Raw genomic sequence first — 23,549 nt, 5'->3', positions numbered from 1 at the left:
ATAAAAATTTTGAAATGTCTAAAAAAGAAGAAGTTACTTTCGATGTCCTTATAGAAATCCCAAAAGGAAGTAGGAATAAGTATGAATACGATTTTACCCTGAATAAAATTAGATTCGATAGAACCCTTTTTTCCTCGATGATGTATCCGGGAGATTATGGTTTTATTCCAGAATCCTTGGCGTTGGACCAAGATCCGCTCGATGTTTTGGTATTGGGCACGGAGCCAACCTATCCCATGGTGGTGATGGAGGTAAAACCTGTCGGGGTTTTTCATATGACCGACGAAAAAGGACCTGATGAGAAAATTATCTGTGTTCCTATTTCAGACCCTATTTGGAGCAAGAGAAATGACATTAGCGATATAAATCCGCATCGATTAAAGGAAATTGAACACTTTTTTCAAGTATACAAAGACTTGGAAGAAAAAAAGGTTGATACCGGTGGATGGGGAGATGCAAAGGAGGCGATAGAAATTTACCATCAATGTGTTAAGAGATACGAAGAAAGTGAACATAAGAAGAAGCGAACCTTTACAATATAACTAATGTTCGTGTTAGAAAAATGCGCTTTTGATATTCAAAAGCGCATTTTTTTTATTAGTCGGTATTTTACTACTTTTGCTGGCACTAAAAAAACATAAACAACTAAAAAAATTAACTAAACAACTATGGAATTAATAGTAAAGTTTTTGCCCGTATTTGGTGTTTTGGCCCTCCTATACGTTTTCATCAAAAGTGGGTGGGTGTCCAAACAAGAAGTAGGCGATGCTAAAATGGCAAGAATTGCCAAAAATATCGCCGATGGGGCAATGTCTTTCCTCAAAGCAGAGTATAAAATATTAAGCATCTTCGTAATTGCCGTTGCTATACTTCTATTCTTTAAAGGTAGCAATGAAGAAGGGTCCAATGGTATGGTAGCACTATCATTTGTTGTGGGTGCTATCTGTTCTGCATTAGCAGGATTCATAGGTATGAAAGTCGCGACAAAAGCTAATGTCCGTACAACAAATGCAGCAAGGACTTCGTTGGGTAAAGCGCTTGAAGTTGCTTTTGCCGGTGGCGCTGTAATGGGGCTAGGCGTTGTTGGTCTTGGTGTTCTTGGTCTTAGTGGACTATTTATGTTGTATAGTGGGCAAGGATGGGAACTTGGTGAAGTATTGAATGTACTTTCAGGATTCTCATTAGGAGCTTCTTCCATTGCGCTTTTTGCCCGTGTTGGTGGTGGTATTTATACCAAAGCTGCAGATGTTGGTGCTGACTTGGTAGGTAAAGTAGAAGCGGGTATCCCCGAAGACCACCCTTTAAACCCTGCGACCATCGCGGATAATGTTGGTGATAATGTTGGTGATGTTGCCGGTATGGGCGCTGACCTTTTTGAATCTTATGTGGGTTCTATAATTGGTACCATGGTATTAGGTGCCGCATTTACGAAAATTCCAGCTTTTCAAAGTTCTTTTGATGGATTGGGTGCAGTTTACTTGCCTTTGGTATTGGCAGCAGTTGGTATTATCATGTCTATTATAGGTACTTTTTTCGTAAAAGTGAAAGATGGAGGAAACCCACAAACAGCATTAAATATTGGTGAATTTGGATCTGCTGGATTAATGCTGATTGCCTGTTATTTCATCATAACAAATATGTTGCCAGAGAGCTGGACGTTCGGTGGAGTGGAATATGGTTCGTTGGGTGTTTTTATCGCAGTGATTGCTGGCTTGGTTGCAGGGCTAGCTGTTGGTAAGGTTACGGAATATTATACAGGTACTGGTACGAAACCGGTCAATTCAATAGTGCGTCAGTCAGAAACAGGAGCAGCTACCAATATCATTTCAGGTTTGGGTGTAGGGATGATGTCCACAATGTTCCCAATACTATTGATTGCTGCTGCAATCTTGATATCGCACCATTTTGCTGGATTATATGGTATAGCTATCGCGGCCGTAGGAATGTTGGCAAATACGGGTATTCAATTGGCAGTAGATGCCTATGGACCTATCTCCGATAATGCTGGTGGTATTGCAGAAATGGCTGAATTGGAACCTGAAGTTCGTGAACGTACCGATAAATTGGATGCCGTTGGTAATACAACTGCAGCCATTGGAAAAGGATTTGCAATCGCTTCTGCTGCTTTAACCGCATTGGCCTTGTTTGCAGCCTTTATGCAAACAGCAAATGTTACAGGAATAGATGTCTCCAAACCAAAGGTAATGGCTGGTTTATTAATTGGAGGTATGTTGCCATTTGTATTCTCTGCTTTGTCAATGAATGCAGTAGGTCGTGCGGCTATGGCCATGATCGAAGAAGTTCGTCGTCAGTTTAGGGATATCCCTCAATTGAAAGCTGCATTGGAAGTAATGCGAGCTGTTGATTCAGATATGTCCAAAGCAACAGAAGCGCAAAGAGCTACTTTCGATGCTGCAGATGGCGTGGCGGAATATGATAAATGTGTGGCAATCTCTACACAGGCTTCCATTAAAGAAATGGTGTTGCCCGGTCTTTTAGCAATTGCGGTACCAGTTGCTGTTGGATTTATTGGGGGTGCCGAAATGTTGGGAGGATTGCTTGCGGGCGTAACCACATGTGGAGTTTTAATGGCTATTTTCCAATCCAATGCCGGTGGTGCATGGGACAATGCTAAAAAGACGATTGAAAGTGATGGACGTAAAGGAACGGATGCGCATAAAGCTGCGGTTGTAGGTGATACGGTTGGAGATCCATTTAAAGATACTTCAGGACCATCTTTGAATATTCTATTGAAATTGATGTCGGTTGTTGCGTTGGTTATTGCGCCAAGTTTGGTAAGTCTCTCTCCTTCAGATGAAATAAGTATGATAAAGGAAGACGGTGCAAAGATTTCAATAACCGAAGATGTAATGAAAGAAACCAAACAAGTAGAAAAACAGTTCCGAGTTGAAATGAGCAATACTGCAGATGGGGCCTACAAAGCTGTAGTTACATCAACCTATCATGTTGCTGGTGAAGCAAAAGAAGAAGTGAAGGAATTTGTTGGATCTACTAAAGAAGAAGTTGAAAAGCTTGTTAAGACATATAAGTCCGAGTGATTTTTCTTTTAACGTGCAAAAACAAAAAACCACGCTTAAGAAGCGTGGTTTTTTTGTTATATGAGCAAACCTTTGTTTTAATTGTTGTAAGGATCCATAATTCCTGATGGGGTATGGCCCTGCTCTTTCTCTAGCTGACTTTTATTGAAACTACCAAAAAATTCATTGGAATAAACGTTTGAATCCTTGCTCGATGACGAACTGAACGTATCATCAACCTGTAGCTTAAACCTGAATTTGGCGGTTGTTTTTCCCTTTAAGCATGGAGCTTGTAAGTCCCAGTATTCGTTTGGCATTATAATGACGTTATGATAACTATTACCGCACCAGCTACTAGGCAAATACTCGATATCTTGCCATTTACCATCATGAAAGACTTGGCGTTTTAGATAAATTCTACTGTCTTGCGCAGGAAGTTCAACTTTGTGGTCTGATGTATTTATGATAAACACTTTAAAACCACTAACATTTTTAGCGTATTCGATTATTGAATCAACTTTCACGATAATTTGAAAAGCCCTATTCTCAGAAAATGTATCGATTTTTGAATCAATTTTCTTGGGTATATTTTTAGCTTCATAAAAGCCACCCAGTGCAGTTGAATCTATTTGACTTGTTCCCACATAAAAGTATCCCCTAAGCTTATAGTTTACGTCCAAACAATCTTGTCCAAATAGTGTTGAGCAGAATACAATGCTCACAATGTAAAATAATATTGACTTCTCCATAATCTTGGTCGTTGGGTGTAGTTTACTGTAATTTAAAGGTTATGGGTATGGCGAAGGGAACTTTTACTGGTGTACCCCTTTGCTTGCCCGGAGTCATCTTTGGTAGTTTTGAGATGATTCTAGCGGCTTCGGTTTCCAATACTTTATGTGGCCCACGCATTTTAACCTCTGATATACTTCCGTCTTTTTGAATGGTGAACACAAGATTTACACGCCCCTGTAGCCCCATTTCTTGGGCAGCTTCAGGATAACGAAAGTTTTTTCGAATATGTTTTTGCATCATTTCCTGAAAACAAACTCGCTTATCATCGGCATCTTCACACCCTGGAAAAATAGGTACGTCTTCTATTACAATAAATGAGACCTCATCTGGTGTATCGTCTTCAGCAACTTGTATATCATCTATAGGAATAATTTCTGTGGTATAGTTTGTCTCAGTTGATGCAATTGGGGAATCATCAATATCCGGATCATCAGGAATAATTTCAATAACAGGAGGAGTCTGGATTTTGGGTGGAGGTGGCGGTAATTTATGAAAAGTTATGGGGGCCTCTTCTGTAAGTTCATCTTGCAGATTTAGTTGGGCAGTAGTATCCCATTCGCTTACTGAATATGTTTTCCATTCTAAAGCTAAGTAAGCCAGTAAGAGTACAGCTACTAATCCCACAGAAAAATACAGAATACTATTTTTCTCTATTTTATGGTTTTCATTCTTTTTTGCTTCCATCATAATTGTTTTATAGTTACAAGATGAAAATAATCGTAAATGAAGTGCTTAAAAAGTTAGAATGAGTGAACGCACCTTTTCATTTAGGGAAAAAAATGAAAAGTTGGCTGTTTGGTTATAAGTTCATTGTCGATCGCTCACTTCTGAGCTTGGATTTAGGCTTTGTTTTTGAACTTGCACTTATATTTGACTTTAGTTCGTAATCAATAGTGGCGGTTAGGAGAAATTTTCGATGCTCTTATCTTTTTTTTGAACTATGAATTCTTCTTTGCAAGTTAGATAAGTCTTATCGTTTAGCCCTAAAAGCGAAGCGGTCGGAAATCTATTCAAAACAAGCCGTGTATTTCTGCATCAATTTTATTGATCACGGAACCCAAATCTTCGGGATTGTCCACAAAGTTAAGGTTATCTACATCAAGAATTATGAGTTTGCCCTTTTCATAGGTATTTACCCAAGCTTCATAACGTTCGTTGAGTCGACTTAAATAATCGATGGAAATACTGTTTTCATAATCCCGTCCACGCTTATGGATTTGATTTACTAAATTGGGAATGGAGCTACGCAAATAAATCAATAAATCTGGTGGTTGCACCAGAGTTTCCATTAAATCAAAGAGGCTGGAGTAATTTTCAAAATCACGATTGGTCATAAGCCCCATGGCATGCAGGTTGGGTGCAAAAATATGGGCATCCTCATAGATGGTTCTATCTTGAATCACTTTTTTGCCACCCTCACGGATTTTAAGGATTTGGCGGTACCTACTATTCAAAAAGTAGATTTGCAGGTTAAAGCTCCAACGCTCCATCTGGGTATAAAAATCGTCCAAATAGGGGTTGTCCACTACATCTTCAAAATGGGCATCCCATTTATAATGTTTTGAAAGTAGCGTGGTCAGTGTGGTCTTACCCGCTCCAATATTTCCTGCAACTGCAATATGCATGATTTGGTATTTTATAGCTATTTATTAAAATGGTCGGAGCTTGCAATATACAAAGTATATCGAGTTAGAAGAAAAAAATGGGTTGAAATGAAAGTAAGTAATTTAGCAAATCAATTTATAACCATATCCCCTTATATTGACAATTTCAACCGTTGGGTCCATTTGTAGCTTTTTACGTAGCTTGGTAATGAAAACATCCATACTGCGAGCATTAAAAAAATCATCGTTGCCCCATATTTTTTTTAGAATGAGTGAGCGGTCTAAAACGCTATTTCGAGTTTTGGATAAATGGAGCAAGAGTTCGGACTCACGATGGGTAAGGTGTATCTTTTCGTTAGCTATGCTCAATGTTTGTCTGTTGTGATTAAAAGAATAGTCTCCTATTTTAATGGGAATCTCGGGGCTGGTTAAATTACCTCTATCAAGCAGCGCATGTATTCGAACGATTAACTCTTCCATGCTGAATGGTTTTTTTAGGTAGTCGTTCCCGCCATATCCAAATCCTTCGACCACATCTTTTGTCTGTGATTTTGCCGTTAGAAAGATAATGGGGGTATCCCTGTCTTTTGCTCTGATTTCCTTGGCAAGGGTGAACCCATCTTTTTTGGGCATCATGACGTCCAAAACCAATAATTCTGGACTTTCCGTACAATAGGTACGATATGCTGTTTCCCCATCGTTGCAATATAATACTTCAAAGTTTCTGGTTTCCAAGCTTTCTTTTATAATGCGGCCCAGTGCCAATTCGTCTTCGGCTAGAAGTATTCTTATGCGTCGTTCCATAACAATATCTTAAAAATAGTGTGGTTCTTATCGTTCAGCAAAACCAATTGCCCCCCGTGCTTCTCTACAATTTTCTTGGTGTAGAACAATCCGATACCAAAACCTTTAATATCATGTTGATTTCCTGTGGGAATCCTATAGAACTTATCAAAGATTTTTTCTTTTTGGTTATCATCTATTTTACCACCATTATCGGCCACTTTAATTTCAACCTTATCGAAAATCACGTTAATATTGATTTCTATCTTGGAACCACCATACTTTATGGCATTATCGACAAGATTGGCCAGAACATTCTCAAAATGGAATACATCGACCGCTACAATGGCCTCACTTTTATTACTGGTAAAATGGATACGTTTTTCAGGAGAGACCATTTGATATTTATTCACTATTCTTTTGGTCATCAAGACCAGGTCAATGGATTCCTTATTGATCAAAAGTTTGTCATTGTCCAAAGTTGCGGTCTCCAATAATTTTTCGACCATGAGGTTCAATTTCTTTAGCTGTTGGTCTGAGATATCCAAATATGTTTCTGTTTTTACCTTATCGTTGGTCTGATTGAAATTTTTAATAGCTTCGATGGCAGTGCTCGCCGTTGCAATTGGGGTTTTGAATTCATGGGTAATATTATTGATCAAATCGTTTTTTATCTCAGCAAGTTCCTTTTGTCTTTTAATGATGTGGAGCAAATAAAAAAGGCAACCTATAATACAAATTGATAGTAAAAATGAGAGAAGCATACCCGTTAGGCTGTATTTTAAAATTGTAATAGTTGGATTGGAGTACGATAGTTTCAGCTGTTCCCTTCTTGGCAAATAGGTTGACTTTGAAATAGTGGTCAACGTAAGTTTTTCTGAATCTTTTTCCTTAAAACTTCTGATGATGGAATCACGGTCAATATGTTGCAAGCTGTATTTGATATCAATACCTTTTCGTGACAACTCTTCCTGTAACAAAGTATCTAGCTTTTGAAAGTCAAGTGTATCCTTTGTTATTGCGAAAATGATTTTACTGGTTAAATTGGCAAGTCCTATGGTGCTGTCCACCTCCTTAAGCTTGTTAAAAACAGACATGGCCTTGATTTGCTGGGGTTTTAACCTTGAATTGACAGGGTTCATAATTTGGGTCCAAACTTTACCGCTATCGGGCACATGAAACGTATTTCTTCTGAATTTCTTAAAAGCGGAATCGCTGGCCATATGATGCAATATTTTTTTGGTGCTAAGCGAATCCCTACGATTATTGGCAAAGGCGATGATGTCCGTTTTTGCCAAATCTGAAAAATAGATTTCTACGCTATTGTCAAGACTTATTTGAACCTCATTGGTAAGACGTCGCTTATTGCCTTTGTAGTTCTGTATATTCCAATACAGTTGAATGGCGATAGTAACAAAAATGGTGCTGCTTATAAAATAGAGCAATAATGTATAACGGCCTTGTTTCACATTCTAAAAGTAACTACTATGACCAAGTTGTCAAAACACGCTTAACACACGTTAACATTGGTTAACTTCATTTCTAACGATGTTTATTCAAATTTGTTTAAACCAATTGTGAATACCATGGTCAAACTTTCAAAATCAAGAATACCAATGAAGAAAACCATCATATCCCTAATTCTTTTTTTAAGTTGTTTTGTATATGCTTTAGCTCAGGATTTTAAAGGTATCGCCATCTACCAGAGTAAAACTTCCGTTGACATGGATTTGGATAACCGTCAAATCCCAGAAGATCAAAAACAGCGTATTCGAGAACGTATGAAAAATGCCATGGAACGTAGTTTCGAACTTACGTTTGACAGAACCACCTCCATCTACATACAAGAAGAAAAGTTAGAGACACCATCTACCAATACAGGTAGGCGGGGTGGTTTTCGAGTTGCTTTTGGAGCGGCCGGTGCTGGTGAACTATATAAGAATGTACAAGGTCAAGCCTATATAAACCAAACAGAAATGTTCGGTAAAATATTCTTGATAAAAGATAGTTTGACAGGTTGGGAATGGAAGCTAGGTTCAGAAACAAAGAAGATAGGGAACTATACATGCTATAAAGCGACAGCAGTCAAAAAAACCGATTCAGTTTCTTTCAGGAATTTTCGGCCTTTTGGGCCAAGACCTAATGGAGATAGAGGGACCAATCCTAGAGACAGTGTGCAGCAGGATAGCACCAAGTCAGGAACATTGCTTTCGAGAACAAACCCGCCCAAAGATAGAACGGTCACGGCATGGTACACCCCTGAAATCCCAATCAGTCAAGGTCCAGGAAATTATTGGGGTCTGCCAGGATTAATTCTTGAAGTGAACGATGAGCGCACAGCCATTTTATGTAGTAAAATCATATTGAACCCTAAGGAGAAAATTGAAATCAAAGCACCGTCCAAAGGCAAAGTCGTAACGCAAGAAGAATACAACGCAATAATGGTGGAAAAAATGAAGGAAATGTCAGAGCAATTTCGCAACGGCAACCGAAGAGGTGGTGGAGATAGGATTAGAATAAGGGGTTAATGAAATATTTACATCTAAAGATTTTGATGTTGCTTTTATTCTTTGTAACAATGGCCACAGCACAGAAAATCTCAATTTCAGGTACAGTTCGCGACTCTTTGCAAAATGTATTGGATGTGGCCAATGTGGTTGCCATCAACCAAGCTGATCAAGCTTTAGATGGGTTCGGAATCACAAATCCGCAGGGATTCTATAAAATTAAGGTCAAGGCCAATTCAAAATATATACTAAAAATTAGTTATATCGGTTTTGAAACCAAAGAAATCGCTGTCACTACCACAAATAGCGATATGGTAAAAAATGTGACCCTAATGCCAAAAGCAGAAAGGTTGGACGAGGTGGAGGTAGTTTATGAAATTCCGATAACCATAAAGGGAGATACCATTGTCTACAATACGGATTCCTTCGTGTCGGGTACAGAAAGGAAACTGGCCGATGTTTTGGAAAAGCTCCCTGGCGTAGAGGTAAATGATGATGGAGAAATAGAGGTGGAAGGTAAAACCGTAACCAAGGTTATGGTAGAGGGAGAGGATTTTTTTGATGGAGATTCCAAATTGGCAGCGAATAACATTCCAGCCAATGCATTGGATAAAGTAGAGGTACTTAGAAATTATAGCGAAGTTTCGCAGATGAGCGGTCTTACGAACAATCAAGATAATATTGCTCTCAATATCAAATTAAAAGAAGGTAAAAAGAAGTTTTGGTTTGGTGAGGTCAGTGGTGGCATCGGGTTGGATGAACGGTATATTGCACACCCCAAATTGTTTTATTACAGTCCGGAGTATAGTGTAAATATTCTTACCAATTTGAACAATATCGGTGAGCTGCCCTACACGTCCCGTGATTTTAGAAATTTTGTGGGCGGATTGCGAACGGCCACACGGGCCAATAACGGTACTACCTTTAATACGGGTTCTAACAGTTTGGGACTTTCAACTTTACAGAACAATAGGGCAAAAGAAATTGATACGAAATTTGGGGCGGTCAATTTTAGTTATAAACCTTCCGAAAAGTTTCGCCTTAGCGGTTTTGGTATATATTCTTACATGAATACTTTGATGGAAACCAATGTGACCCGAACTTTTATCACCAGTAACCAAGAAGAAGCGACACAGACCAATTCTGACCAGACCAATAAATTAGGGCTTATCAAGTTTGCCACGAATTACAATCCCACATCTAATTTTCAATGGGATTACGATGTTGTAATCAAATTATCAGATGAAGAAGAACAGGTTGGTTTAACGACCGTTTCCGATGTGACCGATGCCATTGCAGAAAATATGCAACAGCGGCCACTGAGTATTACCCAAAACTCAAATACCTATTTCACTTTGAATGAAAAACATATTTTTGCTTTCGAGGCTCAATATGTGCACTCCAATGATGATCCTTTCTACAATGCTATTCGTTCCATACAACCTTTTCAAGATGTGGTTCCTTTTGACCAGAACCAAGGCGTGTTTAACATTGACCAAGAACAACGGGTGCTGGCCAATCGGTTTGATGCTAAGTTTGATTATTTTTGGGTCACTGGTACAAAAAGCAATCTGAATTTTACTTTGGGTACCACTCAAAGCAGCCAAAATTTTGATTCCCGTATCTTTCAGATTTTGGATAATGGTTCAGAACTTGATTTTGAAGAACCAGAACTCAATAACAGGGTCAATTTCAATTTTTCCGATTTTTATTTCGGATTGCATTATAAGTTGATAGCTGGCAAATGGACCTTCAACCCAGGTTTTAATATCCATACCTATACAGCCACGAACGAACAACTGGGAACAGCAATAAAGGACGAGTTGTTCAATGTGGTGCCCGATGTTTTTATTGACTACCAATTTAAGCAATCGGAAAGCTTGCGATTGAATTATAGCGTGCGACGTAATTTTTCAGATATCAATAGTTTTGCCAAAGGTTTTGTCTTTAATGATTATAATTCGCTGTATCAGGGAAATCGCGATTTGGAAAGTGCCCTGTACCATAACGTTTCGTTGAACTTTTTCAGTTTTAACATGTTCAACTTGCAGAACATTTTTGCCAATGTGGCCTATAGCAAACGTATTGATGCCTTCAAATCGAACACCTCTATTGTTGGGATCAATCAGGTGCGAACTACGATAAATTCAAATTTAGAGGATGAGACGTTGAGTGGTTCAGGTAATTTTCAGCGCACCTTTGGTCGTGTAAAGATCAGTGCACGGACATCGTTGGCCTATTCCAATACCTTTAATATCATAAACGAAGCTCCACAGAATTCCACTTCGTTCACGCAAAGTTATACTGCTTCATTGGGTACTAGTTTCAAGAGTGCCCCGAACGTGGAACTTGGGTATCGATACAGTGCCAATAATTATAGGACCGGAGAGACCGAGTCGACCTTTTTTACGGATAGGCCTTTTGTCAAGTTTGACGCAGCTTTTTTAAAAAACTTTATCTTTTTGGCAGATTACGATTATTACTTCTATCGTGATAGAGCAGAGACCGTTGAGAACAAATACGGTTTTATGAATGCCAGCTTATCGTACCGGAAGCCCGATAGTAAATGGGAATTCAGTATCAATGCAACAAATTTGACGAATAATACGGAGCTCAATAGCGATTCCTTCAACGACTTTTATTTTAATACATCTACATACTTTGTGCAGCCTAGATATGTCCTGCTCAAGGTACGATATGAGCTTTGAACAAAAAGAAAAATGTTTTGCGTTTGTTAGGTTTTCCCTTACTTTTGCCATCCAATAACGAGGATGGATTTGACTGATTGCAACCTCAAGACCATAATGATTTTGGTCTGATAAAAATGCTAAAGCAGTTGCAAGAATTTTGTAAACTTCTTTGGGGCTTTTCGTCAAATCTTTCGATAATTTTTTAAAAAATGGCATATTTATTTACTTCCGAATCGGTAAGTGAAGGACACCCAGATAAAGTTTCGGATCAAATCAGTGATGCGCTTCTAGACAATTTTTTGGCCTTTGATCCAGAAAGTAAAGTTGCATGCGAGACTTTGGTAACTACCGGTCAGGTTGTTTTGGCAGGTGAAGTAAAAAGCAACACCTATCTTGATGTTCAGAACATAGCAAGGGAGATAATCAATCAGATTGGTTATACCAAGGGGGAGTACCAATTTAGTGGTGATTCTTGTGGGGTTATCTCATTGATTCATGAACAATCACAAGACATAAACCAAGGGGTGGACCGTGAAACAAAGGAAGAACAAGGGGCCGGTGACCAAGGAATGATGTTTGGTTACGCCACAAAGGAAACAGAAAACTACATGCCCTTGGCATTGGATATTTCCCATAAAATTCTTCAGGTTTTGGCAGAATTACGGAAGGATGGTAGTAAAATCGATTACTTACGACCAGATGCCAAAGCTCAAGTCACCATTGAATACTCTGACGACAACGTGCCACAACGTATTGATACCATAGTGGTTTCCACACAGCATGATGAGTTTGACTCTGATGCAAACATGTTGGCAAAGATTAAGGAGGATATTGTGGGTGTTCTAATCCCAATCGTGAAAAGCTTGTTGCCCAAAAAAATACAGGATTTGTTTACGGAGAACATTACCTATCATATCAACCCCACGGGGAAATTTGTAATTGGTGGTCCTCACGGCGATACAGGTCTTACGGGACGCAAAATCATTGTGGATACTTATGGAGGAAAGGGAGCACATGGCGGTGGAGCTTTTAGCGGAAAAGATCCGAGTAAAGTTGATAGAAGCGCAGCATATGCAGCACGGCATGCCGCTAAAAATTTAGTGGCTGCAGGAGTAGCAGATGAAATTTTGGTTCAGGTCAGCTACGCTATTGGAGTTGTGGAGCCAACATCAATTTTTGTGGATACTTACGGTACAGCCAATGTTGATTTATCTGATGGAGAAATAGCAAAAAAAGCATCAGAATTGTTCGATATGTGCCCTTTTGCTATAGAAGAGCGTTTAAAACTGAGAAACCCTATCTATTTGGAAACGGCTGCTTACGGACATATGGGAAAAGAGCCCAAAACCGTCAACAAGATTTTTGAGTCGCCTTATAATGGAAGAATAGAAAAAGAAGTGGAACTCTTTACATGGGAGAAATTGGATAAAGTTGCTGATGTGAAGACCACTTTTGGGCTTTAGTGACAGTAATAACCCGATATTAAAAAGGAACCGAATTCGGTTCCTTTTTTTGGTTTTATACCATATTGAACACAGATGAGATATCTAGATTTACTCGGTTCTCAGTTGCGCTAGAACAGACAACTTGGATTTTCCCTGATTATTTTTCGTATTCTTAATTCAACTTTACTAGTTTTAGAACTTAAACGTATAGCTATGCCAAAATTCAATTTTAAAATTTTCCTCACACTTGTATTTGTCTCGATTCTCTTAGGTTCTTGCTCAAAAACCAAGAAGTCTTCTTCTGATACTGAAGTTTCAACTAGTTACGTTGCGGACAACTATACTAAAAAAGAAGTGGATATTACCATGAGGGATGGCATAAAATTGCATACGACAATCTATTCCCCAAAGGATACATCCAAAGCGTATCCTATCATCATGCAGCGTACGCCTTATAGTTCTAGGCCCTATGGAGAGAATCAATTTAAAGAAAAAATAGCTCCCAACATACACATGATGGAAGAAGGCTATATTGTAGTATATCAAGATGTGCGGGGTAGGTGGCTTAGCGAAGGCAGTTATGAGAATATGCGGGCATATATTCCAAACAAAACTTCGGATGCAGGCGTGGACGAAAGCTCTGATACTTATGATACAATTGAGTGGCTTGTAAATAATGTTGAAAACAACAACGGTAATGTGGGCATCTGGGGTATTTCTTATCCCGGATTTTATGCTACCTACGCTACGGTAGATGCTCATCCGGCATTAAAAGCGGCCTCTCCCCAAGCGAGCATAGGAGATTTCTTTTTTGATGATTTTCATCATAATGGGGCTTATTTGCTAAGCTATTTTAGGGCAACTTCATTGTTTGGAACGCCAAGACCAAACGGTGACCAGCCTATAGATACGGCATGGTATACATTACCTGATATTGGTACGGAAGATCAATACCAATTTTTCTTGGATAAAGGATCTCTTAGCAACCTTAATTCTTTCTTTGAGTATGATATAAAGGATAGAGCCTCTATAGCCCCTGATGCTATGACCGATGATTTCTTTTGGAACGAATTAAAGGAACACCCTAATTATGATGAACTTTGGCAAAGTAGGGGAATTATTCAGCATTTAAAAAATGTGAAATCTCACGTAGCAACCATGGTAGTTGGCGGTTGGTTTGATGCTGAAGATCTTTATGGTCCGTTGGAAACCTACAAGAACATTGAAAAATACAATCCGGAGAACTACAATACCATGGTTTTTGGTCCTTGGGACCATGGTAGATGGTCCAAAAGGGATGGACGCACGGTTGTTGGCAACTATTACTTTGGAGATGAAATATCGGAATTCTACCAAGAAAATATTGAAACGAAGTTTTTTAATCATTTTCTGAAAGGAGCAGGTGACAAAAACTCGGGTTTGCCCGAAGCATATGTGTTTGATTCAGGTCGTAAAGAATGGAAGCAATATGATACATGGCCCCCAAATGGCGTACAGAAGAAAGAAATGTTTTTATCAGAAAATCAAGAACTTGCATCTGAGTCTAATGAGGTTTCGGGAATACAGTTTATCAGTGATATCAAAAAGCCAGTACCTTATTCCGAGGATGTAAAATCCGTATTCACGCCAAGAAAATACATGACGGATGACCAACGCTTTGCTGCGCGACGCTCAGATGTTCTGGTTTTTGAGACTGAAGTTATGGAAGAAGATTTTACTTTGGCAGGAGATATTTTGGCAAAACTAAAAGTGGCAACCACGGGTACAGCAGCGGATTGGATTGTTAAGATTATCGACTTACATCCAGCTAAAGTCGAAACCAATGAGGAGATGCAAGACCATTTGAAAATGAGCAACTATCATCTTATGGTACGTAGCGAAGTAATGCGCGGCCGTTTCCGAAATAGTTTCACCAATCCAGAACCTTTCACACCAAATCAAAAAACTGAGGTCAATATAAAATTGCAAGATGTTTTTCATACCATAAAAAAAGGGCACAAGCTTCAGGTACAGGTACAAAGTACGTGGTTTCCTTTGATAGATTTAAATCCGCAGACGTATGTGGAGAATATTTTTAAAGCCAATGAAGAGGACTTTAAAACTCAGACACATACTGTGTTTACGGATTCCAGTATAGAATTTTCTGTATTAAAATAAGTCATGTCCACTTCATGAAAACCTCCAAAAAAGCCTGGCCTACAAAAAGGGTAATGGAACAGGTTTATGAAAAAAAGCTTTGGGGTGATAACGGTTCTTATTACTATTCTGGACATGGTTCGCATCACCCCAATGTTGTGGCACCTTACCTTAAATCAGTTATATCATTTTTACAATCTTTTGAGCATCCCATTACCGTTTGTGATTTAGGTTGTGGAGATTTCAATGTTGGAAAGGCATTGGTCAAACACACTAAAAACTATATTGCCGTTGATATTGTTCCAGATTTGGTAGCATATAATAAAGAACAGTTTAGGGAAAAAAATCTAGAGTTCAGTTGCTTGGATATTGCTAAGGATGAACTGCCATCGGGTGATTGTGTAATTTTACGCCAGGTATTGCAACATTTGTCCAATGCAGAAATTTTGAACATTGTAAATAAACTCTACAGTTTCCAATACGTTTTGCTTACGGAACACGTGCCGAAAGGAGATTTTATCCCCAATAAAGAATTGATTTCCGGCCAAGGAATCCGTTTAAAAAAGCAAAGTGGGGTCGTGCTAACGGCAACACCGTTCCATTTAAAAATGAAGGAAGAAAAAAAGTTGTTATCTGTTGACAATATAGATTATGGAGGTGTCATTGAGACCGTATTATATACACTATTTTAGGTAGTGAAACCTATCTTTATCAGAAGCACATACTATACCTTAAGTAAAAATGCTTGAAGGTATTTCACACAGAAAAATGAAACAGCATTCCAATTAGCCTATTAAAAATCACGTTGGGTTGCTGTCATATTTTTTTGATTGGATTATAGTCAATTTGTAATTCATCAAGTTTTTTGAAAAATCCGAGTATATGTGTTAATCTCATCCAGTTCTATCGTATTGGTGCGAAGCTCATGTCACACTATTTCTTGTGATGCTGTTTGTATTATTCTAAGTATTGGTCATGATAAGGTATCCTATAAAAGCACTAGGTTTTTGTGAAATTTTCCATAATCATTAGGATTTTAAAAAAATCTGACGTTATATTTGTTCCAATAAGTTCAAACACGTATTGAATAGTTATCAAGAAAGGTGGAGGGATTAGACCCTGCGAAACCTTAGCAACCCTTAGTCTCTTGTGCTAAGAAGGTGCTAAATTCTACCCTTTCCAAGCATAGCTTGGAGCCTGTTGAAGTAATTCGACCAACATTGGGAAGGATAACAGTCATCGAAATTTTTCGATTCCATTTTCTTATAACTTTTTGATTTTACCTAACCGCAAAGTCGGCGGACAGGGTTTGGCTTTTACTATTTCGTATCCTGAGCGTAGTCGAAGGATATGTTTAAAATGAAATCTTTTAAAACCGGTATCCAAAAAAAGAATGGATGCACAAAAACAAAATCATGAGTGATCAAAAATTTTCTACAAACGCTTTACACGCAGGTCATGATGTATCTGCAAACGGGGGAACGCGAGCAGTTCCAATTTATCAAAGTACGGCCTATGTTTTTAATGATGCCGACCATGCCGCAAATCTTTTTAACCTATCTGAACCCGGGTATATTTATACGCGATTAAACAACCCTACTACCGATGTGCTAGAACAGCGTTTAGCTGCTTTGGAAGGAGGTATTGCTGCCGTGGCAACTGCATCTGGAACAGCTGCAATTTCTACAGCTTTATTGGTATTGTTGAGGACGGGGGACCATATTGTAGCATCAAACAGTCTATATGGCGGAACCTATAATTTATTGGCGAATACGTTACCAAGATTAGGGATAACAACAACCTTCGTTGACCCGGAAGAACCTTCTAATTTTGGAAAGGCAGTACAAGAAAATACAAGGGCCATTTTTGTGGAATCTTTAGGCAATCCAAAACTGGATGTGTTGGATTTGAAAGCAATTTCCTCCGAAGCAAAAACAGCTAAAGTGCCATTTATTGTAGATAATACCGTAGCAACTCCAGCACTGTTAAACCCCATTGAACATGGGGCCAATATTGTTATACATTCATTGACAAAGTATATCAACGGAAACGGAACATCGCTGGGAGGAGTAATCATTGATGCTGGAACATTTGACTATGGCAATGGAAAGTTCCCAGAATTTACCGAACCTTCGCCTGGTTATCACGGATTGGTATACCACGAGGTGTTAGGTCCCGCAGCCTTTATCGCCAAGGTCAGGATAGAAGGTCTTAGGGATTTTGGCGGAGCTGCAAGCCCCTACAATGCTTGGCAAATTATCCAAGGGTTGGAAACCTTATCCATCCGTATGAAACAGCATAGTGAAAATGCACTGGCATTGGCCAAATGGCTGGAAAGCAGAAATGAAGTGGCATGGGTAAACTATCCTGGATTACAATCGAGCAAATACCATGGACACGCAAAGGTATATTTGCCAAAAGGTCAGAGCGGAATCGTCACCTTTGGTGTCAAAGGTGGATTTGAATCTGCTAAAAAGATAGCTGATGAAACCAAGGTTTTCTCTTTATTGGCAAATATAGGCGATACGAAGTCGTTGATTATTCACCCTGCAAGTACAACGCACCAACAGTTGGATGATGCAGCCCAAGAATCAACGGGAGTTACAAAAGATTTGATTCGCTTGTCCGTAGGCCTGGAAGATATTGAAGATTTAAAAGCTGATTTGGAAAGTGCCTTTGCAACTATAGATAAATCAGTTTTGGCGTAAACGAAGTATAATAGGTTTCCTCTCCTTCGGGAGAGGATTAAGGTGAGGGGTAATTTAGTCCCCTTATCCCGGCCTTCTTTTCAGGAAGAAGGAGCTATTCAATAATAAATGCTCCAACACATCAACATACCAAATTTCACCACCCTATCCGGGAATACCCAAGATTTACAATTGTCCTATCAATTGTTCGGACAGGAATTGCATTCAGCCCCAATTGTATTGGTAAACCATGCCCTAACGGGAAATTCGAACGTAACGGGTGATGATGGCTGGTGGACCGATATTATTGGCGATAACAAATGTATCGATACTGGAAGGTACACCATTTTGGCCTTTAACATTCCTGGAAACGGTTATGATAGTTTCGTAATCGATAATTACAAGGATTTTGTGGCAGGAGATATTGCCAAGATTTTTCTCAATGGGCTGGAACAACTAAAGGTAGAGAAACTATTTGCTATCATTGGCGGTTCTTTGGGCGGTGGTATTGCTTGGGAAGTGGTAGCCCTTGACCCTAAAATCACCCAACATTTAATTCCAGTGGCTTCTGATTGGAAATCAACGGATTGGTTGATTGCGAACTGTCAGATTCAGGAGCAATTTTTGGTAAATTCCAAACAACCTGTACACGATGCGCGTATGCATGCCATGTTATGCTATCGTACACCTGAATCCTTCAAGGCTAGATTTAAGCGAAGTACCAATGAAGAGCTACAGGTTTTTAATGTAGAAAGTTGGTTGATGCACCACGGGAAAAAACTTCAAGAACGTTTTCAGCTCTCCGCGTATAAGTTGATGAATCAATTGTTAAAGACAATCGATATCACAAGAAATGGCGAGGATGCTTTTGATTTGATTCAGAAAAGTGATACCAAGATTCATATCATTGGGGTTAATTCGGATTTGTTTTTTACCGCAGAAGAAAATAAGGAGACATTTCGAAATTTAGCACAGGCGAATGCTAACGTCACTTATGGAGAAGTACAATCACTTCACGGTCACGATGCCTTTTTGATTGAATTTCAACAATTGGAAAACCTGCTTGGGCCAATTTTTCAAAAAAATGGAAAAAAGGAGCGCATCAAGATTTTAAAGTTTGGTGGAAAATCCTTGGCTAATGGCAAAGGATTGCAAAATGTACTGGAGATTATTTCTACAAGAGCTAACGCAGGAGAAAATTTTGGGGTAGTATTGTCGGCAAGAGGTAAGGCAACAGATCAATTGGAATCTATGCTTGATTTAGCTGCTAAAGGGAAGGATTTCAGTAAAGAACTTCAAACTTTTTCTGACTATCAAAGAGGAGCCTTTTCAAAAATTGAGCTTAAAGAAGAATTGAATCATATTGCAAAACTGTTAAAAGGAGTTTCGCTAACAGGAGATTATAGTCTAAAAATTAAGGATGAATTGTTGTCCTACGGCGAATTGATTTCGGGAAAAGTAATTACCTCGATATTGGTGGAATCTGGGGTTAAAGCACAGCTTGTCGATTCCAGAAAACTGATAAAAACCGATGATACATTTAACGATGCAGAGGTAGATGAAGCTGTTTCCAAGGAAAATGTTATCCGATATTTTCAGGCATTGGATGATGATGCTATACCCATAATTACTGGATTTATAGCTTCTAACAAAGAAGGTGAAACTACTACATTGGGAAGAAATGGAAGCAATTATTCAGCAGCTTTGCTTGCAAATTTTCTGGATGCCCAAGAGCTTGTCAACTATACCCATGTAGATGGTATTTTTACAGCGAATCCCGATTTGGTTCCCGAAGCTAGGTTGATATGTTACATTTCTTATGCCGAAGCAAACGAACTTGCCAATTTTGGTGCTACTATTCTTCACGCCAAGACGATAATCCCTTTATTGGAGAAAAACATTCCATTACGTATCCTGAACACGTTCAATATAAAAAATGAAGGTACCCTGATTGGTGCCGAAACAGAAAATGGGGGCATAAAATCCTTATCGGTTCTGGAGCATGTGGCACTAATAAATCTAGAGGGAAGAGGACTTTTGGGCAAAGTTGGGGTCGATGCCAGAATCTTTACTGTCTTGGGCCTTAATAACATTAATGTTGGAATCATTTCCCAAGGTTCTTCGGAAAGGGGCATAGGTCTTGTGGTGGATTCCAAACAAGCTCAAAAAGCGAAAAGAGTATTGGATATAGAATTTAAGACCGACTATTCCAACAAAGATGTAAATCAGATTACGGTGGTGGATGATGTAGCCGTTATCTCTATCGTGGGAATGGATTTAAGTGCTTTTCATAAACCTTTCAATGCCTTGGCAAAAAATCAGGTTGTTCCTTTGCTTTTCAACAATACGGTTTCAGGCAAAAATGTGAGTTTGGTTGTCAATAGCGCTGATTTGCACAAAGCCGTTAATGTGGTCCATGGACAGATTTTTGGAATCTCGAAAAGAGTAAACCTGGCTGTTTTTGGGCATGGTAATGTTGGTGGTACATTGATAGACCAGATACTAAGTTCACAGAAGAGTATCGAAAAACGAAAAGGAATCGATTTAAGGATTTTCGCAGTATCCAACTCTAAAAAGAGCTTACTTAATGTTGAAGGGGTAAATGATACTTGGCGAGACGATTTGGAGAACGAAACAAGCCTATATCAAACAAAATCCATTATTGAATTTGCTACAAAGCACCATCTCGAAAACCTGATTGCCATAGATAATACGGCTAGCGAGTCCTTTGTATCCAACTATGAAGATTTTATAGCCAATGGGTTCGATTTGGTCTCTTCCAATAAAATTGCCAATACATTGGGGTTTGATTATTACAAAACGATACGCGGCCATCTTGAAAAAAATCAAAAGCAATATTTGTACGAGACCAATGTTGGAGCAGGACTGCCACTCATAGATACGATAAAGCTCTTGCATCTTTCCGGGGAGAACATAACTCGAATCAAAGGGGTCTTTTCTGGTTCGTTGAGCTATATCTTCAATACATTTTCGGAGAATGAAATACCATTTTCGGAGATTGTAAAAACAGCTATGGAGAAAGGGTATACCGAACCTGATCCCCGTGAAGATCTTTCAGGAAACGATGTAGGAAGAAAATTGTTGATTTTGGCCCGCGAATTGGATTTGGAAAACGAGTTTTCGGATATTGAAATAGAAAATTTGATTCCTGATAGTTTACAAAATGTCGATTTTAAAGACTTTATGGAAAGTATTGCATCAATGGATAACAGTTTTTCAAAAATAAAAAATAGCCAAAAACAAGGGCACGTACTTCGATATGTAGGTGATTTGCATGGTGATTTGCAACAAGAAAAAGGTGTTTTGGACGTGAAATTGATTTCTGTTCCTAAATCCAGTGCGCTGGGTCAGGTAAATGGTTCTGATTCTATTATTGAAATTTATACAGAATCCTACGGTGAAAACCCTTTGGTGATCCAAGGAGCGGGAGCAGGGGCAGCAGTTACGGCAAGAGGCGTTTTTGGAGATGTTTTAAGGATTGCTGAAAAGATGTGATTTTTAGATTTAGTAGTCAGTAGTCAGTAGTCAGTAGTCAGTAGTCGGAGGTCTGATATCTGATTTGATAGAGGTCTCATCCATTATTGCAAAATATTTAAATGATGTTGAAATAGTATGATAAAGAAAAACAAGAAGTTTGAAACAGAAGCCATACGTACACAATTGGAGCGTACCCAATTCTTGGAACACTCTACGCCAATGTACCTGACCTCCAGTTTTGTGTTTGATGATGCGGAAGATATGAGAGCTTCGTTCGCCGAAGAGAAAGAACGAAATATTTATTCGCGCTATTCCAATCCAAACTCGTCTGAATTTATCGAGAAGGTATGTAAAATGGAAGGGGCCGAAGCAGGTTTTGCCTTCGCTTCTGGCATGGCTGCCGTTTTTTCAACATTTGCCGCCCTTTTGGAAAGTGGCGACCACATCATATCAGCAAAAAGTATCTTTGGTTCAACACATACGTTGTTCACACAGTTTTTTCCAAAATGGAACATTGGCACAAGTTATTTTGATATCAATGCTTTGGAAGAAGTAGAAAATTTGATAACAGCCAAAACCAAGGTTATCTACGCCGAGTCGCCGACCAATCCTGGAGTAGATGTTTTAGACCTTGAGGTGCTTGGGAAAATTGCGAAGAAAAATGGATTAATTCTTATTGTCGATAATTGTTTTGCTTCGCCCTATTTACAACAACCTATCAAGTTTGGAGCAGATTTGGTCATTCATTCTGGAACAAAGTTGATGGACGGTCAAGGCCGTGTTCTCGCAGGAATCACCGTTGGGAATGCAGAGCTTATCGATAAAATCTACCGTTTCGCAAGGATTACGGGCCCTGCACTTTCCCCATTTAATGCCTGGGTATTGTCCAAAAGCTTGGAAACATTGGGAATACGAGTGGATAGGCATTGTTCCAATGCCTTACAACTAGCTGAGTTTTTAGAAAACCATTCTAAAGTGGCTTGGGTCAAGTATCCTTTTTTAAAATCCCATCCCAAATATGAATTAGCCAAAAAACAAATGAAAGCGGGAGGATGTGTCGTAGCTTTTGAGGTAAAAGGTGGACTCGAAGAAGGGAAAAAATTCTTTGATGCTATACAATTGCTGTCACTTTCTGCCAATTTGGGAGATTCAAGAAGTATTGTGACCCATCCGGCATCGACTACGCATAGTAAACTTACCAAAGAGGAACGGGAGTCTGTTGGTATCTCCGATGGAATGGTACGTGTTTCGGTAGGGTTGGAACATATCGACGATATTATCGGGGATATCGCCCAAGCACTAGGTTAGACGTTCTTATCTTGATTATTACAAACATGGATTAAGGGATTAACAAAAATAAAAAAGGCGTATTAGCGCCTTTTTTATTTTTGTCGGATATTGGTTAAAGTAAATCCCTTTTTATTAATTCTATTGCCATCTGCTTTATAGATTCACTCTTAGAAGTACCGCTCAACGTAGTGACTTCATGTTTTAAAGGGCTAATTTCTTTGAATGGTTCATAAAGTTTGAGTTTAGCTCCACTATAAGACGCTAACGGGACATTCTTGGTGTTCAAAATGAAAAGCCATGTGCCTCTGACCGTTCCAGTTTCGTAAATTCCATGACCTATTAAAATATTATTTCCATTTGGGTCACCTTGGTAGATGTCGTACTTAATTTGAGTTACGATACTCTTGTTTAGTTGACTGGTCGCTTGTCGGCTTTCATATGATTTCACAAAAGTATCCTCTTGTTTAAAAGTTCGTTCAACCTTGAACTGACGTTGTTCTACCAATTCTTGCTCACCTTTTATTCTTTCAGTAATCCACTCTGGAAGCTTGGGTGTAGATAAAATTAATTCTTGGGTCTTGGATTCATCAAAACCTGTGTCATTTAACATACCTATTTTAAGTGCATAGTCAATAATTCTTTTCTCCGATAACCAATAGTTTTTCTTAGTTATTGTCAAAGTGTCACTTAGCTTTTCACCAAAAAAAGCCCGAAAAGGATATGATTTATCGGTAGGATATAATAATGACTGTTGTTCCAAATCCTGCACTCTGCAAATCGGGTTATTGTTAATATCGCTTAAAAGATAATAGTTGGTACCTTTTTGTTTGACCTTTTGTATTGAGGCCACTTTAGTTTTATTTATTAAAACTTCTCCTTTTTTTATCTTGAAATTTTGTGCTTCAGATGTTATGAATACTAAGAAAGCGGAAATAAAAGGTAAATAATACTTCATTATATATATTATGATTAGATAAGAAAATTTTTACAATCTAGGTTTGCATCAGTAACGCTTTTAATGGGTAAAAAAGTATTACCGCATTCAATTATGATTGAAAAGCCAAAAAGAGTATTCGATT

General features: G+C 38.7%; 16 protein-coding genes and 1 riboswitch. Of the genes, 10 read left to right on the top strand and 6 right to left on the bottom strand.

Features of this window, described 5'->3' with window-relative positions:
* Positions 1 to 14 precede the first annotated feature (14 nt).
* Together LV716_RS03570 and LV716_RS03565 are read left to right on the top strand one after the other, a co-directional pair.
* Positions 15 to 542: an inorganic diphosphatase gene (locus LV716_RS03570; protein WP_163416418.1), complete on the top strand. Its 528-nt coding sequence runs from the start codon at positions 15 to 17 to the stop codon at positions 540 to 542.
* A 126-nt stretch (positions 543 to 668) separates the two neighbouring features.
* Positions 669 to 3,059 (top strand): sodium-translocating pyrophosphatase, encoded by a 2,391-nt coding sequence (locus LV716_RS03565; protein ID WP_163416417.1) that lies wholly within the window; start codon positions 669 to 671, stop codon positions 3,057 to 3,059.
* A 77-nt stretch (positions 3,060 to 3,136) separates the two neighbouring features.
* Here LV716_RS03565 and LV716_RS03560 read toward each other — a convergent pair whose 3' ends face one another.
* The 5 genes from LV716_RS03560 to LV716_RS03540 form a co-directional block, all read right to left on the bottom strand.
* Positions 3,137 to 3,787, bottom strand: coding sequence for a hypothetical protein (locus LV716_RS03560; protein ID WP_163416416.1), 651 nt, complete (start codon positions 3,785 to 3,787; stop codon positions 3,137 to 3,139).
* 22 nt (positions 3,788 to 3,809) lie between these two features.
* Positions 3,810 to 4,517: an energy transducer TonB gene (locus LV716_RS03555; protein ID WP_317167626.1), complete on the bottom strand. Its 708-nt coding sequence runs from the start codon at positions 4,515 to 4,517 to the stop codon at positions 3,810 to 3,812.
* 323 nt (positions 4,518 to 4,840) lie between these two features.
* Positions 4,841 to 5,455: a deoxynucleoside kinase gene (locus LV716_RS03550; protein ID WP_163416415.1), complete on the bottom strand. Its 615-nt coding sequence runs from the start codon at positions 5,453 to 5,455 to the stop codon at positions 4,841 to 4,843.
* 102 nt (positions 5,456 to 5,557) lie between these two features.
* Complete coding sequence (locus LV716_RS03545) at positions 5,558 to 6,238, bottom strand: response regulator transcription factor (RefSeq protein WP_163416414.1); 681 nt, start codon at positions 6,236 to 6,238, stop codon at positions 5,558 to 5,560.
* Positions 6,223 to 7,686, bottom strand: coding sequence for a sensor histidine kinase KdpD (locus LV716_RS03540; RefSeq protein ID WP_163416413.1), 1,464 nt, complete (start codon positions 7,684 to 7,686; stop codon positions 6,223 to 6,225). Before LV716_RS03540 ends, LV716_RS03545 begins: the two co-directional genes overlap by 16 nt.
* Before the next feature lie 147 nt (positions 7,687 to 7,833).
* On the opposite strand from LV716_RS03540, the gene LV716_RS03535 reads away from it, so the two are divergent.
* The 8 genes from LV716_RS03535 (at position 7,834) to LV716_RS03500 (ending at position 22,488) form a co-directional block, all read left to right on the top strand.
* On the top strand, positions 7,834 to 8,745 hold the full coding sequence (locus LV716_RS03535; RefSeq protein WP_163416412.1) for a GLPGLI family protein: 912 nt from the start codon (positions 7,834 to 7,836) through the stop codon (positions 8,743 to 8,745).
* Positions 8,745 to 11,432, top strand: coding sequence for an outer membrane beta-barrel protein (locus tag LV716_RS03530; protein ID WP_163416411.1), 2,688 nt, complete (start codon positions 8,745 to 8,747; stop codon positions 11,430 to 11,432). The genes LV716_RS03535 and LV716_RS03530 overlap by 1 nt, the downstream gene beginning before the upstream one ends.
* Positions 11,433 to 11,623: 191 nt before the next feature.
* A complete protein-coding gene (metK, locus tag LV716_RS03525; RefSeq protein WP_163416410.1) occupies positions 11,624 to 12,877 on the top strand; it encodes a methionine adenosyltransferase in 1,254 nt (417 codons plus the stop codon).
* A gap of 195 nt (positions 12,878 to 13,072) precedes the next feature.
* The gene (locus LV716_RS03520) at positions 13,073 to 15,016 is read left to right on the top strand and encodes a CocE/NonD family hydrolase (protein ID WP_163416409.1); all 1,944 of its coding nucleotides are present in this window, start codon (positions 13,073 to 13,075) and stop codon (positions 15,014 to 15,016) included.
* A 14-nt stretch (positions 15,017 to 15,030) separates the two neighbouring features.
* Entirely contained in the window at positions 15,031 to 15,687 is a 657-nt protein-coding gene (locus tag LV716_RS03515) for a class I SAM-dependent methyltransferase (RefSeq protein WP_163416408.1), read from the top strand.
* A gap of 396 nt (positions 15,688 to 16,083) precedes the next feature.
* Positions 16,084 to 16,231, top strand: a riboswitch (SAM riboswitch).
* Positions 16,232 to 16,410: 179 nt separating this feature from the next.
* Entirely contained in the window at positions 16,411 to 17,703 is a 1,293-nt protein-coding gene (locus LV716_RS03510; protein WP_163416407.1) for an O-acetylhomoserine aminocarboxypropyltransferase/cysteine synthase family protein, read from the top strand.
* A gap of 108 nt (positions 17,704 to 17,811) precedes the next feature.
* Positions 17,812 to 21,198: a bifunctional aspartate kinase/homoserine dehydrogenase I gene (gene thrA, locus LV716_RS03505; RefSeq protein ID WP_163416406.1), complete on the top strand. Its 3,387-nt coding sequence runs from the start codon at positions 17,812 to 17,814 to the stop codon at positions 21,196 to 21,198.
* 117 nt (positions 21,199 to 21,315) lie between these two features.
* Positions 21,316 to 22,488: a PLP-dependent aspartate aminotransferase family protein gene (locus LV716_RS03500; protein ID WP_163416405.1), complete on the top strand. Its 1,173-nt coding sequence runs from the start codon at positions 21,316 to 21,318 to the stop codon at positions 22,486 to 22,488.
* A 94-nt stretch (positions 22,489 to 22,582) separates the two neighbouring features.
* Here LV716_RS03500 and LV716_RS03495 read toward each other — a convergent pair whose 3' ends face one another.
* Positions 22,583 to 23,425, bottom strand: coding sequence for a hypothetical protein (locus tag LV716_RS03495; RefSeq protein ID WP_163416404.1), 843 nt, complete (start codon positions 23,423 to 23,425; stop codon positions 22,583 to 22,585).
* Positions 23,426 to 23,549: the final 124 nt, after the last annotated feature.

Origin of the sequence: Flagellimonas sp. HMM57, from assembly GCF_021390175.1 — a bacterium.
Classification (GTDB): domain Bacteria; phylum Bacteroidota; class Bacteroidia; order Flavobacteriales; family Flavobacteriaceae; genus Flagellimonas.
The sequence above is the reverse complement of the archived record's forward strand: the minus strand, read 5'-3'. Positions and strand labels throughout refer to the sequence as shown.

Bases quoted from the DNA above. Each gene is read 5' to 3' on its own strand.
- LV716_RS03570 (WP_163416418.1), top strand. From the start codon at position 15: ATGTCTAAAAAAGAAGAAGTTACTTTCGATGTCCTTATAGAAATCCCA.
- LV716_RS03565 (WP_163416417.1), top strand. From the start codon at position 669: ATGGAATTAATAGTAAAGTTTTTGCCCGTATTTGGTGTTTTGGCCCTC.
- LV716_RS03560 (WP_163416416.1), bottom strand. From the start codon at position 3,787: ATGGAGAAGTCAATATTATTTTACATTGTGAGCATTGTATTCTGCTCA.
- LV716_RS03555 (WP_317167626.1), bottom strand. From the start codon at position 4,517: ATGATGGAAGCAAAAAAGAATGAAAACCATAAAATAGAGAAAAATAGT.
- LV716_RS03550 (WP_163416415.1), bottom strand. From the start codon at position 5,455: ATGCATATTGCAGTTGCAGGAAATATTGGAGCGGGTAAGACCACACTG.
- LV716_RS03545 (WP_163416414.1), bottom strand. From the start codon at position 6,238: ATGGAACGACGCATAAGAATACTTCTAGCCGAAGACGAATTGGCACTG.
- LV716_RS03535 (WP_163416412.1), top strand. From the start codon at position 7,834: ATGAAGAAAACCATCATATCCCTAATTCTTTTTTTAAGTTGTTTTGTA.
- LV716_RS03530 (WP_163416411.1), top strand. From the start codon at position 8,745: ATGAAATATTTACATCTAAAGATTTTGATGTTGCTTTTATTCTTTGTA.
- metK (WP_163416410.1), top strand. From the start codon at position 11,624: ATGGCATATTTATTTACTTCCGAATCGGTAAGTGAAGGACACCCAGAT.
- LV716_RS03520 (WP_163416409.1), top strand. From the start codon at position 13,073: ATGCCAAAATTCAATTTTAAAATTTTCCTCACACTTGTATTTGTCTCG.
- LV716_RS03515 (WP_163416408.1), top strand. From the start codon at position 15,031: ATGAAAACCTCCAAAAAAGCCTGGCCTACAAAAAGGGTAATGGAACAG.
- LV716_RS03510 (WP_163416407.1), top strand. From the start codon at position 16,411: ATGAGTGATCAAAAATTTTCTACAAACGCTTTACACGCAGGTCATGAT.
- thrA (WP_163416406.1), top strand. From the start codon at position 17,812: ATGCTCCAACACATCAACATACCAAATTTCACCACCCTATCCGGGAAT.
- LV716_RS03500 (WP_163416405.1), top strand. From the start codon at position 21,316: ATGATAAAGAAAAACAAGAAGTTTGAAACAGAAGCCATACGTACACAA.
- LV716_RS03495 (WP_163416404.1), bottom strand. From the start codon at position 23,425: ATGAAGTATTATTTACCTTTTATTTCCGCTTTCTTAGTATTCATAACA.